The organism is Methanobrevibacter sp. V14, assembly GCF_963082475.1.
In the GTDB taxonomy this organism is placed as follows: domain Archaea; phylum Methanobacteriota; class Methanobacteria; order Methanobacteriales; family Methanobacteriaceae; genus Methanocatella.
This window is the reverse complement of record NZ_CAUJAM010000009.1, coordinates 80807-93454: the sequence shown is the minus strand read 5'-3', so window position 1 is coordinate 93454 and position 12648 is coordinate 80807. Positions and strand designations below refer to the sequence as shown.

17 protein-coding genes and 1 pseudogene are annotated in these 12648 nt (G+C 30.4%); 11 read left to right on the top strand and 7 right to left on the bottom strand.

Annotation, left to right across the window (positions count from 1 at the left end; translation table 11 throughout):
* Positions 1-7: 7 nt before the first annotated feature.
* The 3 genes from Q9968_RS08090 to Q9968_RS08080 are packed head-to-tail and all read left to right on the top strand — an operon-like array spanning position 8 to position 2300.
* Complete coding sequence (locus Q9968_RS08090; RefSeq protein WP_305515248.1) at positions 8-376, top strand: metallophosphoesterase; 369 nt, start codon at positions 8-10, stop codon at positions 374-376.
* Positions 342-1589: an exodeoxyribonuclease III gene (locus Q9968_RS08085; protein WP_305515246.1), complete on the top strand. Its 1248-nt coding sequence runs from the start codon at positions 342-344 to the stop codon at positions 1587-1589. The genes Q9968_RS08090 and Q9968_RS08085 overlap by 35 nt, the downstream gene beginning before the upstream one ends.
* Positions 1590-1601: 12 nt before the next feature.
* Complete coding sequence (locus Q9968_RS08080; RefSeq protein ID WP_305515244.1) at positions 1602-2300, top strand: endonuclease/exonuclease/phosphatase family protein; 699 nt, start codon at positions 1602-1604, stop codon at positions 2298-2300.
* A 38-nt stretch (positions 2301-2338) separates the two neighbouring features.
* Here Q9968_RS08080 and Q9968_RS08075 read toward each other — a convergent pair whose 3' ends face one another.
* The gene (locus Q9968_RS08075; RefSeq protein WP_305515242.1) at positions 2339-3586 is read right to left on the bottom strand and encodes a hypothetical protein; all 1248 of its coding nucleotides are present in this window, start codon (positions 3584-3586) and stop codon (positions 2339-2341) included.
* 181 nt (positions 3587-3767) lie between these two features.
* Here Q9968_RS08075 and Q9968_RS08070 point away from each other — a divergent pair, with 181 nt between their 5' ends.
* Positions 3768-5078 (top strand): hypothetical protein, encoded by a 1311-nt coding sequence (locus Q9968_RS08070; protein WP_305515241.1) that lies wholly within the window; start codon positions 3768-3770, stop codon positions 5076-5078.
* A gap of 60 nt (positions 5079-5138) precedes the next feature.
* Positions 5139-6125 (top strand): hypothetical protein, encoded by a 987-nt coding sequence (locus Q9968_RS08065; RefSeq protein WP_305515239.1) that lies wholly within the window; start codon positions 5139-5141, stop codon positions 6123-6125.
* A gap of 385 nt (positions 6126-6510) precedes the next feature.
* Here the strand turns inward: Q9968_RS08065 and Q9968_RS08060 are convergent.
* A pseudogene (locus tag Q9968_RS08060) lies at positions 6511-6612 on the bottom strand (DNA-directed RNA polymerase subunit E''); the annotation flags it as partial.
* Between the two features lie 225 nt (positions 6613-6837).
* Positions 6838-7731 (bottom strand): peptide-methionine (S)-S-oxide reductase MsrA, encoded by an 894-nt coding sequence (gene msrA, locus Q9968_RS08055; protein WP_305515237.1) that lies wholly within the window; start codon positions 7729-7731, stop codon positions 6838-6840.
* Between the two features lie 53 nt (positions 7732-7784).
* On the opposite strand from msrA, the gene Q9968_RS08050 reads away from it, so the two are divergent.
* Positions 7785-7982: a hypothetical protein gene (locus tag Q9968_RS08050; RefSeq protein WP_305515235.1), complete on the top strand. Its 198-nt coding sequence runs from the start codon at positions 7785-7787 to the stop codon at positions 7980-7982.
* 141 nt (positions 7983-8123) lie between these two features.
* Positions 8124-8258 carry a hypothetical protein gene (locus tag Q9968_RS08045; protein ID WP_305515233.1) on the top strand — a complete coding sequence of 45 codons (135 nt, stop codon included), beginning with the start codon at positions 8124-8126 and terminating at the stop codon, positions 8256-8258.
* Between the two features lie 224 nt (positions 8259-8482).
* Here Q9968_RS08045 and Q9968_RS08040 read toward each other — a convergent pair whose 3' ends face one another.
* From Q9968_RS08040 to Q9968_RS08025, 4 genes are all read right to left on the bottom strand, one after another.
* Positions 8483-8755, bottom strand: a complete 273-nt coding sequence (locus tag Q9968_RS08040) for a hypothetical protein (RefSeq protein WP_305515231.1) — start codon at positions 8753-8755, stop codon at positions 8483-8485.
* Positions 8755-9198 carry a hypothetical protein gene (locus tag Q9968_RS08035; protein ID WP_305515229.1) on the bottom strand — a complete coding sequence of 148 codons (444 nt, stop codon included), beginning with the start codon at positions 9196-9198 and terminating at the stop codon, positions 8755-8757. Before Q9968_RS08035 ends, Q9968_RS08040 begins: the two co-directional genes overlap by 1 nt.
* 2 nt (positions 9199-9200) lie before the next feature.
* Positions 9201-9656 (bottom strand): hypothetical protein, encoded by a 456-nt coding sequence (locus Q9968_RS08030; protein ID WP_305515227.1) that lies wholly within the window; start codon positions 9654-9656, stop codon positions 9201-9203.
* A gap of 196 nt (positions 9657-9852) precedes the next feature.
* Positions 9853-10791, bottom strand: a complete 939-nt coding sequence (locus tag Q9968_RS08025; protein ID WP_305515697.1) for a ketopantoate reductase family protein — start codon at positions 10789-10791, stop codon at positions 9853-9855.
* A gap of 181 nt (positions 10792-10972) precedes the next feature.
* Between Q9968_RS08025 and pth2 the strand changes: the two genes are divergently transcribed.
* Genes pth2 through Q9968_RS08005 form a run of 4 tightly spaced genes read left to right on the top strand, consistent with a single transcriptional unit; the run spans position 10973 to position 12477 of the window.
* Positions 10973-11311, top strand: coding sequence for an aminoacyl-tRNA hydrolase (pth2, locus tag Q9968_RS08020; protein ID WP_305515696.1), 339 nt, complete (start codon positions 10973-10975; stop codon positions 11309-11311).
* 45 nt (positions 11312-11356) lie between these two features.
* Entirely contained in the window at positions 11357-12025 is a 669-nt protein-coding gene (locus Q9968_RS08015; RefSeq protein ID WP_305515225.1) for a delta 1-pyrroline-5-carboxylate synthetase, read from the top strand.
* A gap of 1 nt (position 12026) precedes the next feature.
* Entirely contained in the window at positions 12027-12188 is a 162-nt protein-coding gene (locus Q9968_RS08010) for a zinc finger domain-containing protein (protein WP_305515223.1), read from the top strand.
* 19 nt (positions 12189-12207) lie between these two features.
* Positions 12208-12477, top strand: a complete 270-nt coding sequence (locus Q9968_RS08005) for an elongation factor 1-beta (protein WP_305515221.1) — start codon at positions 12208-12210, stop codon at positions 12475-12477.
* The last annotated feature ends 171 nt before the right edge of the window (positions 12478-12648 follow it).

Below are 12648 nucleotides of genomic sequence, written 5' to 3'. Positions count from 1 at the left end.
TGATTACATGTCAAAATATGCAATTTTATCAGATATTCATGGAAATCTATTAGCCTTAAAAGAAGTAATTAGTAATTTTAATGATATTGATTTTATTATTCTTTTAGGAGATTTAATAGATTATGGAATGCAATCTAATGAAGTTGTAGAGTATATTAAAGATAATCTATCTTCAATGATCATTTGTAATATTTGGGGAAATCATGAAAAAGCAATTTTAACTGAGAATTTTAATCAGTTTTCATCCAAAAGAGGAGTAGATTCAGCAAAATATACTGCGTCAAGACTTTCTGATGAAACCAGAGATTATCTAAATAATGAATTAATTCATGAAGGTAAATATGAAGAATGTGAATGGAATCAAATCAACATATAAAAATGGAAATCTAGAAAATCTTATTGAAAAAGAAAACCCTGATATTTTATGTATTCAAGAAATTAAGACTAAAGAAGTTCCAAATCTCGATGGTTATGCTCTTTATAGTTATCCTGCATCTAAAAGTACAAATTTTTATGGAACAGCTATTTATACAAAAATAGAGCCATTATCTGTTGTTAAAGGATTTGATGATGAAGAATTTGATGCCGAGGGTAGAGTCATTAAATTTGAATTTGAAAGCTTTAATTTATATAATGTTTATTCACCATCAGGTGCAGGTTCTAAAGACAAATTAAATCGTAAGTATAGATTCTATGATGAGTTTACAAAATACTTTAAGAAATCTAAAAAGCCCGTTGTTATATGTGGTGACTTTAATAGAATGGCGGCAGAGATTGATTCCAAAAGACCCGAGCTTATGAAAAACAAATCTGGATTCATGCCTGAAGAACAAGAATGGTTTAAAGAAATTTTAACAGAATACATTGATGCTTTTCGTCAATTCCACTCTGAAGGGGATAATTATACCTGGTGGAAAAGTAAAGAGCTAAAAGCTGAGAATAAAGGCATAAGATTAGATTACTTCTTAGTTTCCAAGACTTTAGGAAATAAACTTAATGATTGTTACATCCTACCTGCTCAAGTAGAATATGATCATGCTCCACTAGTTTTAGACATCAGTTATTGTCAAGTATGTGGATCACTAAATAAATCTGCTAATGAATTCTGCGACCAATGCGGAATTAAATTATCTATTGAAGATGATGAGGACGAAATCGTTAGTGAAAATAAATTGGAAATAGCAAAAGACAAAATAATCCTTTTGGATTTGAATTATACATTAATAGCTAACTCTAAGGAAATTTTTAATTATCCTCTTGAGAAGAAAATCAAATCACAAAAGTATGAATTGGATTTAATTGAATTAATTAAAGATAATTATGTTATTTTAATTACTGCAAGTCCATATAAACGTTCTCATAAAATTTTAAGAGACATTAAGGAAAAGACAGGTTTTGAACCTGATGAATCTTACTGGAACTTTGGGGGCCAACCTCCACAAGTCAAAAAGTATTGGATGGAAAATGAAGTTATACCACAACATGGTGATGATGTGGAGAAATATTTAGCTATTGAATCTAATCCTAATACAAGAAGAATGTATAAGAAATTGGGAATTGAAGCAAGACCTAAAAGCGATTTTATTTAAAAGGTGAAAACAATGAAAATAATTACCTGGAATTCAAATGGTTACTTTAGTGAAAGATTTCCAGCCATTCTTGAAGAAGATGCGGACATTTATGTAATTCAAGAATGTCAAAATCCTCCAATAATTGATTCAGAGGAATATAATGAATTTGCTTCTAATTATTATTGGGTTGGTCAAAACCAATATTATGGTCTAGGAATATTTGCTAAAGATAATGTAAAATTGGAATTAATAGATTTGGATGATAAAGGGCTTAGATATTTCATACCTGTTAGAGTTAATGATGATTTTAATCTTTTAGGTATTTGGACAAATCCAAATATAGAAGGTAGTAAAGTAATTCACTATCCTAAAGAAATTACTAAATACTATGAAGAACACAAAGATTCAGGGTTCTTTAATGAAGACATGATTATCTGCGGGGACTTTAATTGTGATGTGAGATTAGTAAATAAGACTCACGGAAAAAATGTTTATGAGATGATGGATAAATTATCAGAAGTAGGTCTTGTAGATGTTTATCACTATTTAAATGATGAAACTCAAGGTGAAGAAACTAAATCAACATTTTTCATGAATAGAAATTTAAGTAAGCCATTTCACTTAGACCATGTGTTTGCATCACCGAGTACAGTTAAAGATTTACAGATTCCCAATCCCGAATATTGGATGACATTGAGCGACCATGTGCCCATTATTTTTGAAATTTAATTTAATAAATTTATTTTTAAAATAAATTAACACAAATTTTATAAAATTAATTTATCCAAGTCATTTTCTGATATTTCAAGAGATCCGATAATTAACATATATATGAAAAAAGTTTCGTCACGTATTAAATCAATTTTATTTATATCATTTAAATTATCTTTATGGAAATAACCATTTCTTCGTAATTTCCTCCAATTAGAAATAATTTCATTAATATAACCCATAACATATGTGGTTGAATTACCGAAAGCATTTTCAAAAAGGTCTTTATTGGCCCAATCATTTAAAAAATAGTTTAGAGACCCCAACGTATTATTAATTATCTCTTCATTGGATTCATCAATTGGACAACCATTTATTTGCTTGCCTTTGGCAATAATCAAAAGAATATCCCATAACAATTGCTCTATTGATTTTAAATAACCTGCAACAATATAAGTATTATCCAAATGTTCTGAAAAGATATAATTATGATATAACCATTCAGAAGTTATTAAAGATTCTGCAAAATCTCCATTTCCAAGTAACACTTTATATTTTCCATTATTTAAAAATAAATTTTTAATATGGTCATAATTATAATCTGTTATAAATCGATTAGTTTGTGCATTTGATTTAATGGCATCATAATCAAACTCAACAATTGTCTTCTCTAATTTTTGTTTAAATTTTGCTAAAGTGTGTTCATTAAAAATTTCAGTTATTTGATAACCAAATTCAGTCCGAATCTCCTCTTTAATTGTAGACATTGAAGATTGAAAACCAATTAATTCGCTTTCACCGAATGTATTGAATAAAAATTCTTCAAATGTAAAACATTGAATATTTGTATTGTCGGTATATCTTTTAATCCTATTTAAGAATCCATTCACTCCTTTTTGAGCATCAACATTATTCTTTATTAAAAAAACAATTATAGTAGAAGTTCCACGGTCATTAATTTGTTGAGCGAAGTCATGAGTTGCAGATGCATTAAGACTTTGGGGTCTTGGTATAAAACGAATAAGAAATTTTTCACTTAAATTTATAGAACAATCAAATAAACGATAGGGATCTTCTTCAAAGTCAAAATTATATTTTTCACATAATGTTTCAACTAACTTTAAAACATTAGATCTACATATCGTGTCAAAAGAACGGATTAAATATTGATATAAACTAAAATTGTCATCTATTTGAAATAAATAATCATACTTGTCATATCTCAATATATTTCGTGTAACAGCACTATCTCTTTTAATTTTAAATTCATTAATAATATCTTTTTTAAAGGCATCATAAATCATTTAAAACACCAATTATATTTATTTTAAAAATAAGATTAGTATATTAATACAAATTACTCACATTCATTTTAAATCATTAGATTATCTATTCATTTACTATCTCTCAACTATTTTCCGCCCCCAAAATTTATTACTAATTTTATATAAAAAATATAATAAATAATATAATAAAAAACATGAAATGATTGCTATGGGAATTACTGATTATATTAAAACTAAATTATTGAATAATAGAGTAGAACAATACAACACCAAGCGCAGCTATTGGGGTGAAGATGAAAGGCAACCTAGAACTGATGGAATAAATACTGGCCTTGATTTGGCAGATGCACTTCCACCAGTGATTAATAAGACAATAGCTAATGCTAGATATGCTGTTAAGCTTGATGGTTATACTTCAGGTATTTTGAAAAATAGGATTGATAAAGCTAATGTTAATATTGTACTTGTAGATAAGGATAATAAACTATCTCAAGAGCAGAAATTAACTTTAATCTTATGGGCAAGAAAAATTGACATTCGTCAAGTTGCTAAAGAAATCCTGCAGGGAGGAATGGTTGATGGTGAAGGCCTAATCAAACCTGTCGAGAGATGGGACAAATCCATAGGCAAATACATCAAACCAATATTTCTAGAAATCGGTGCACATGGATACGGGCTTAAAAAGGAATTCAACGACGATAATGAAGTGCAGTTATACTTGCATGAAATGCCTAAGGATGTTGTCAACGGATCTCCAGAAGATTTCAACAACTTCATTAGCGTTGAAGAGGGGACATTAACGGTCAAGTATGAACCGGAACAGGTTATTAACTTCATGTACAATGAAATATACTCAGAAGCCCAAAGTATTATCCTGAATTGTTTAGATGACATTTATCATAAATGTAATCTTGAAAGAAACCAAGTTGAGAGAATTAATAAAGACAATATTATTGAGGTCAAGCCATCGATTGATGAAAACGGTAGGCCTTATATAATGGAACTGTCTTCAACTGCAAAGGAAAATCTATATGCGGATTATGGGACAACTGCTAACAGTAATGTAGCTATTGTGCCTCCCGGAATTGAATCCAAAATTTTAGGTGGTAACAACTACCAGTCAGACTATACTAGACAGACTGAAATCTTCAGAAACAACATATTAAGAACTTTTGTTACTCCTCAGTCTCAGGCCGGTAATGAAAGGTCTAATCAGAATGTGGCAGAGTACATTAACGATTCGGCTATTACTGGATTTATTGTTAATGTAGCAAATGACCAAAAATGGGTTTTAAAATACTGCAATCGGCTATTGAATATGCAACTAGAACTGATGGGAATTGATGAAACCTTAAACATTTATTTCAGCTATTCAAGGGATGATGTATTAAGATACATTATGGAATTGTCCTCTGAAGGTGATGAAATCTATAAAAATTATCTCAGTAACTTTGAAGAGGAACAGCCTGTCGGTGAGAGAATTTCATCTGAAAGTGGAAATGAAATATAATAAATATTTATATAAAATAAATAATAAAATATATAATAAATAATATAATAAAGTGATAATATGAAACATGAACTTTTTGAAGTCGGATTATATGACTACTCCGACCTAGATGATAGACTTGATAAACCTGTAAAATGGACGGCCAAAGATCTAAAGCAAATAGCTGAAAACTATCGGGGCGGAATTCCTTTAACCTCTGAGCACGATAGGGTTTATATTGGCATCGGAAACAACATAGTTTTTGAAGAAGATAAGGGAAAGCTATTCATTGACCTTCCGGATGAGCTGGACATGAAAGGTAAAGGCCTATCTCCAAAAGTTGATGTTTTACTGAAAGATAATGGAGATTCATTTGGAATTGATACTATGAGTTTAATAGATGTTGGTGTAACCAAAAACCCAAGAAAGATAACTTTGTTGAATTCTGAAATAACTGGCGAGACTGGAGAAACTGGTGAAACAGGTGCAACTGGCGAAATTGAAAATCCACAACCTACTCCCCAACCTCCAGAACCACAAAATCAGGACGCTAATGTAGCTACTAATTTATTGCTTGAAAAACTGCAAGGTAAAGATGCAGAAATCGGAAAATTGCAAGATGAAATTAATAGCTTAAAAAAGGAATCTAAGAAGTATGATAAGATTAAAAAGTCTATAGAAGAAAATAAGGAATTCATAGATAATAAAGAAGATATTTTAAAAGAATTATCTGAATTAAGAAAATCTGAAAATAAAAGGAAAATAAAAGAGTACGAAGCCAAATACAACTTTAACTATAATGAAAACGCACAGGACAAGGAAATAATCGATAAGCTATTATCAGGTGATGTTGATATGGAACTAATGGAAAAACTGGCTGAGAGAAGAATTAAAATTGAAGCTAGTGATATTTCAACTCCTGGCGGACGTAACCCTCAAAACTCCGGAGACATAAGTGAAACCGGTTCAACCGGAAGCACTGGAAATGAAAATGCACCTTCATTTACAACCCGTGAAGAATACAATAAGATATTGAAAGATATGGGCTTTAACAGAACTAGAATTTAGCGATGATGGTGTTTTGCTATTTTCACCGGAGCCATTATGTCAGCTCGTTGTTAATATGGGGAAGTGTTTACGTGTTTTCACTTCTCCTTCAATATATTAATCAAGTTAACAAAACTTAACCCTCGAACCGACCGATAAATGGTCGGTTCTTAAATTTGACAAATTCATCTACTTCAAAACCATAAACTCGGAACAGGGGGACAAGCCCCTGTTCCTCGAACCTTGACAAATCTATTTTTGATATGTCTATAGTATAGCCTTTCGCTAACGCTCAAGGCGTCCAGTCCTCGCTTACGCTCGGACGGAACAAAATTATAAAATTTTTAAAAATAAAATGTTGTTGGTGTTTTATCTTACGGAACCAACCGGCAACACAATAAAACTTCTATCTTACTCTTAAGCAATATTCTCCAGGTAGGTCAATATTTGATTCACGAGCCAATACAGAATTGTCCGGATCAGTTATAATTAAAAGACCACTCCAGTTATATACAAAGTTACTTTAAAAACTTCTTCAGGAAAAGTTATTGGCGGTAAAATGTTTACTATAAATGTTAAAGGTAAAAATTCAAATGCTAAAACCAATAAAAAGGAGTTGCAACTTTTTAAGTTAAACATTTGACAAAAATTGGTAAGTATAATGTAAAAATAACATATCTTGAAGAATCTATTAGGAAAACTATTAAAATTAAAAAATAGAAATGTTAAATTTCTATTTATTTTTCTTTTTTGGTATAAATTTCAAAGAAGAGGAGTTTATACAATATCTTGGAGTTCCTCCTGGACCATCATTAAAAACATGACCTAAATGCGCATTTGATTTTGAACTTCTAACTTCAACACGTGTTGTGCCATGTGAAAAGTCTCTGTGTTTTGTAATTGCATCCTCTTTAACCGGTTTTGAAAATGCTGGCCAACCGCATCCTGAATCAAACTTATCATCTGAAGAAAATAAAATTTCACCATTTATGACATCGACATACACACCATCTTCAAAAAAATTATCATACTTTCCACTAAATGGAGGTTCTGTCATAGCAAGCTGTGTTATTTCATACTCTTCACGAGTCAGGTGGTCGAATTCTTTATCATCAATTAAATTTAAATCAACATGACAGTAGCCGTGAGGATTCTTTTCTAGGTATTTTTGATGATATGCTTCAGCTGGATAAAAACAACTAATTGGGTAAGCCTCTACCACAATTTTTTCAGATGCTTCTTTCTGTTTTGATTTTAAAAAGTTAATTACAATATCCTTCTGTGATTCTTCCTGCCAATAAATGCCTGTACGATATTGTGTTCCAATATCCGAACCTTGACGATTTTTTACATAGGGATCAATGATTTTAAAAAAATTCTCCAAAATTTCAACAAGGGATATAATTTTAGGATTATATGTTACTTTAACGGTTTCTACATGGCCAGTTTTACCAGTGCATACCTTTTCATAAGTTGGAGCTAAATCAATTCCGTTAGCATATCCAACTTCGGTATTGTTAACGCCTTGGAGTCTTGAAATAAATGCTTCAACACCCCAAAAGCATCCTCCAGCAAGATAAATCACATATTGTTTTTCGAACATGATTAAGTATTTATCATTAAACATAAAATATTTTTATTATATTAATCAAAGATTATTAGTAATTAGGAGGAAAACTCATGTTTTATAGTACAATTATGAAAATTGATTCAATTGACAGATTAAGAGATATTAGGGATGCATTACTTGTAGAACAAGGTATTAATCCTACTCGTCAAGGTGAACAAGCTATTAAAGTTGTAGTTGAAAGAATTGATGAAATTCAATCTACTTTAGATAAATCCGCTACTAAAAATATAAATAGAACTTATAAGTGATTTTAATGCTAAGAAGAGTTACTAGTAATAGAAGGCTAGTTAGAAAAAGAATGTTTAAATCACCACATGTTAGGCATAGAACTTCTCAATTCAAAAGAAAAATAAAAACATGGCTAAACCATTTCAAAAAAATTCAAAGAAATGAATGGTCCAAATATAAAACGTAAAAAAAGACCTAAAAGAGAAGTTATTACCGGCTTTAAAATGTCTTATAGGTATAAATATTATCAAAGTCAAATTCCAGATGAAGTTGATGAAACAGAGGAGTCAGAATAACTCTTCTTTAATAAACTTTTTTACAATCAGGTGTTCGCCAATAGTTATTCTGAATTGAGTTTTAAAAGAATATGAACGGTTTTTAATTAAATTTAATAAGAGCATTACAAAATTAAAATTTGCCATACTTATTAATCAGATTTAAATATTGAAATGTATTAGATTAATTTCTGCTGATTTGATAATGTTAAAAACAGCATTTACTCTAAAAAGGAATAAAGATATTACTCATTCAGGAGTAAATCTTCTTTCGGTATTATTTTATTTTGGTTGTGAATATCTAAAATCAAACCACTGAATGCATCATCGTTTTTTGCAAGTTCCCTAAATAATTCATCAGGTACTTTAGTAGGTTTATAATCGACTAATTCTAAATATTCAAATCCTTTGTTGTATTCTTTCCTGTTGGAAAAAACAATAATTTTAAAATCATCTAAAGATCCGCTTACAAGGAAATCTTTTTCATGGCTCTCTCCAATTGTTGGGCAGATATACATTAGAAATCGCCATTTCTGTTCATATTAAAGTTTTGTGAATGGGGATTAATAACAAAACCTTGGAAATATTCATCTTCACTAGCTAAATCAGCAATGTCTTTTGGAGTTATTACTTTTAGGTCAAGTTTGTCTAAAAACAATTTAGATATTTTAGCACTACCTGCTGCATATTCTCTCATGTCGGTAAATAGGGGAATGACATATTCTTTGCTAATTTCTGTAATTGTTAATTTAACAGGTTTTAACGCCTCATCGACAAGCGTAAAGTAAATTTCAGTTGGATAAGTATCACGAATATTATTTTTAACAGCTTCAAGCTCAATGGCATTTTCACTTTTAAGTTTTTTAGCCATATCTGCATATATTTGAATATATTCTTTTAGTTGGCTTTTAGAAGCTTTAAGGTTATTTTTCTTGTAATCTTCGTAATCTTTAGGGTTCATATTTATTCACAGCAATCGTGTACACTTTCACCAAAAATGACAAAATCACATTGTGGAGCGTTAATGGCGAGACCTAAGAATTCATCGTCATCAGCATATGCTTGAACAATTGCATTTCCAACTACTTTGTCAAATGCAAAATTAACTTCGCCAGATTCTTCAATAAAAGTTTCAATAGCTTTTTCGGCTTCTTGTTCGGAAGTGTAAACCGGAATAAAGAATTCTTCACATTCATCTTCTTCATTAGATATAATTAAAGCAACAACTTCATCATTTTCAGTATCTGCATTGTATACAATAACGAATTCTTCGCTATAAACCAAATGATCAATTTCATGTCCTTTGCCATCTAATTTTTCAGCAATTTTATTATATTCTTCGCTTTCATCATCTTCGATTTCGTCTAATTTTTCTTCAAGTTCGATGTATTCATCTATTAATTCTTTAAGTTCACTCATGATTTCACCTAAGTACTTTATAATCATTAAAAAATAGTTTTTTTCATTTTTAAAACAAATGAACATTCTCTTCCTAAACACCACTAAAGGAATACAAACGAATGCTCATTTCAACCATCACCATTGTTCATATTATAAAAAAATAGTATATAACAATATGAACAATACTATTTTAATTTTCAACATATATAAAGTTTTAGTTTTTTAAAAAGGTACTTTCAATAGCTTTTATAAGATTATAAATAATTTCATGAGTAATTACATTAACATTATATGTCTTCCCCAGTTCGATTACTTTGCCGTTTAGAGAATCTATTTCGGTTTTATTTTTCAAATGGATATCCTGGTGTGTTGATGAGTAATGGTTATAGGTATCAGGGATTAGTTTTTTATAAAATATTTCTTTATAGTCCTCTGAATCATCCCACAAAGTTCCATATGGGCTTGATTTTATTACATTAAATATTTCATCAATGAGGTTGTTCATTATTTCCAAACTATATGGGTTTTCGCTGAGCTGTCCGTAAGTCACATCCAATATGGCGCCTAAAGGATTCAATGTGCAGTTATATATCATTTTAGCCCATAAATATTTGTCCAGTTCATCTGTAAGTTCACATTCTATTCCAGATTTTGTAATTAAATCAGCAATTTCATCTAGACATTCCGGATTTTCATTTTTAATGGAACCTAGAAGGATTGGCTCGGTATAGACTGTTACTTCACTAACATGTCTTTGGGGTCTTGTAAAACCAGTTACTACACGTGCTGAGAAAACTTGCTTTTTAGTAAAATACTTTAAATAAACTTCATCGTTTCCAAATCCATTTTGGAAAATGATGATTTTAGTGCTGTCTTTTAAGATATCTTTATGGTTATTTAGATTTAATGCAATATCTTCATTAGCTGTGGTTTTTGAGCATATGAAGATATAGTCAAAATTATTTTTTGGAATTTCATTGTAGTTTTCATAAACTGGTACATTTTTAATTTCAATGTGGGCAAATAATCCCGTTCTTTTAATTCCATTTTCTTTTATTGCATTTGCAGTTTCTCCTCTTGCATAAATTGCGATATCAGCTCCTTGTGATCCAACAGATGTTGCAAGTCCAATTCCAACTCCGCCTGCACCTATAACTAAATGTTCATAGTTAAAATATGTTTTTTATTTTATTAAGCGTGTCCGCCAAAACTCTAAAATTAATTTTTGAAACTGATTAAAACTACTTTAATTCAAAAACAAAGAAAAATTTGCATCAAAAAAATTACTTTTGGCGAACACCCTTTTTTTTAATTAAGTGGGAAATCGTGATAATGTGAAACAGGTATTGATCGTGAGAACTGATTTAAAAATGGGTAAAGGGAAAATTGCAGCACAGTGTTGTCATGGAGCTATAGGTGCATATAAGAAATCCTCCAAAGATAAAATTCGAAAATGGGAAAATGATGCTTATGGAAAGGTTGTTTTAAAAGTTAAAACCTTGGATGAATTAACCGAGCTTAAAAAATTAGCTGATAAAAAAGGAATAGCTAATTATTTGGTAGTCGATGCTGGAAGAACTCAAATACCTACCTCAAGTGTCACAGTTTTAGCACTTGGTCCAGATGAGGACGAAATTATTGATGAAGTGACTGGGGATTTAAAACTTTTATAACGTTTCTGTCATTTTAATTTATCTTATTTTCAATTAAACAAGGTTGTGATTATTATCATAAAACAGGTAGTCAAAATTGGAGGAAGCTTATTTCCAAATCATGCTATGGAATTGGCAAAACAACTCAGAAACACAAATTCGGTAATTATTTTAGGAGGTGGGGAATTTGCTAATTTAATTAGAGAATATGATGATGAACTTAGCTTTTCCAAGGAAACCGCTCACTGGACAGCTATTGATTGCATGGACATAATAGCCAAACTTGTCAGTGATAAAGTTGAATCTACAAAATTGGCATATTCCATTGAAGAGGTTAATAAAATATCTGATGAAGGTTTTACTCCGATTTTTGCAGTATCTGAATTTTTAAAGAGCGAAGATCCTTTTGATTGTAGTTGGGATGTAACTTCAGATTCAATAGCGGCATATATCTCACACTTGTTAAATGCAAAACTTTTAATAATAACAAATGTAAATGGTATATATACCCAAGAACCTAAAGAGTCAGGTTCAACATTCATAAGTAAAATCGATGCAAAAACCTTACTGAATTTTCAAGAGTCATCGGTTGATGTAATGTTGCCATCTCTTTTATTAAAGTTTGGGACTAATTGTTATGTTGTGAATGGGAAGTACCCAGATAGGGTGTTATCTTTAATAGATGATAGTATAAATGATTATAACTTCGATTACACAGAAATAACAGGTGATTAATATGAAAACAGTAGAATGTATTAGTTGTAAACAAGAAATTCCATTAACTGGCACTTTCGTTGAATTCGAATGCCCAATTTGTGGATCTAAAATTGCAAGATGTGAAAAATGCCGTACTTTTGGCCATGAATACAAATGCGAATGTGGTTTTGAAGGACCATAGGTTTAATGGAGGAATTAGAATGGGTGAAGTATTAACTACTATGAAAATCATGCCGGATAGTCCTGAAGTAGATTTGGAAGCTATCAAATCCACTATTGAAAGTTCAATGCCTGAAGGCGCAAAACTTCATGAAATCGCTGAAGAACCAATTGCTTTTGGTTTGGTTGCTATTATTTTAAATTTCATCACTGAAGATGGTGAAGGCGGATCTGAACCTGTTGAAGAAATGGTTTCAGCTATTGAAGGCGTTGCTAGTATTGAGATTACCGGCGTTGGAAGATTAATGTAGATATTATTACTTTTTATTGCTTAATTTGATTATTTGGAGTTGTTATTTTTAATAACTCCTATTTTATTCTATTTTTTTCACATGTCTCAGTTGAGATGTGATTTGCTGATTTTATTTATTTTATATGTCGCCGATTACAATTTTTTTTGTTTTAAAGGAATATTGGATGTT

Bases quoted from the DNA above. Each gene is read 5' to 3' on its own strand.
- Q9968_RS08085 (WP_305515246.1), top strand. From the start codon at position 342: ATGAAGAATGTGAATGGAATCAAATCAACATATAAAAATGGAAATCTA.
- Q9968_RS08040 (WP_305515231.1), bottom strand. From the start codon at position 8,755: ATGTATATCTGCCCAACAATTGGAGAGAGCCATGAAAAAGATTTCCTT.
- Q9968_RS08080 (WP_305515244.1), top strand. From the start codon at position 1,602: ATGAAAATAATTACCTGGAATTCAAATGGTTACTTTAGTGAAAGATTT.
- Q9968_RS08075 (WP_305515242.1), bottom strand. From the start codon at position 3,586: ATGATTTATGATGCCTTTAAAAAAGATATTATTAATGAATTTAAAATT.
- msrA (WP_305515237.1), bottom strand. From the start codon at position 7,731: ATGTTTAATGATAAATACTTAATCATGTTCGAAAAACAATATGTGATT.
- Q9968_RS08045 (WP_305515233.1), top strand. From the start codon at position 8,124: ATGAATGGTCCAAATATAAAACGTAAAAAAAGACCTAAAAGAGAAGTT.
- Q9968_RS08035 (WP_305515229.1), bottom strand. From the start codon at position 9,198: ATGAACCCTAAAGATTACGAAGATTACAAGAAAAATAACCTTAAAGCT.
- Q9968_RS08070 (WP_305515241.1), top strand. From the start codon at position 3,768: ATGATTGCTATGGGAATTACTGATTATATTAAAACTAAATTATTGAAT.
- Q9968_RS08005 (WP_305515221.1), top strand. From the start codon at position 12,208: ATGGGTGAAGTATTAACTACTATGAAAATCATGCCGGATAGTCCTGAA.
- Q9968_RS08010 (WP_305515223.1), top strand. From the start codon at position 12,027: ATGAAAACAGTAGAATGTATTAGTTGTAAACAAGAAATTCCATTAACT.
- Q9968_RS08030 (WP_305515227.1), bottom strand. From the start codon at position 9,656: ATGAGTGAACTTAAAGAATTAATAGATGAATACATCGAACTTGAAGAA.
- Q9968_RS08050 (WP_305515235.1), top strand. From the start codon at position 7,785: ATGTTTTATAGTACAATTATGAAAATTGATTCAATTGACAGATTAAGA.
- Q9968_RS08090 (WP_305515248.1), top strand. From the start codon at position 8: ATGTCAAAATATGCAATTTTATCAGATATTCATGGAAATCTATTAGCC.
- Q9968_RS08065 (WP_305515239.1), top strand. From the start codon at position 5,139: ATGAAACATGAACTTTTTGAAGTCGGATTATATGACTACTCCGACCTA.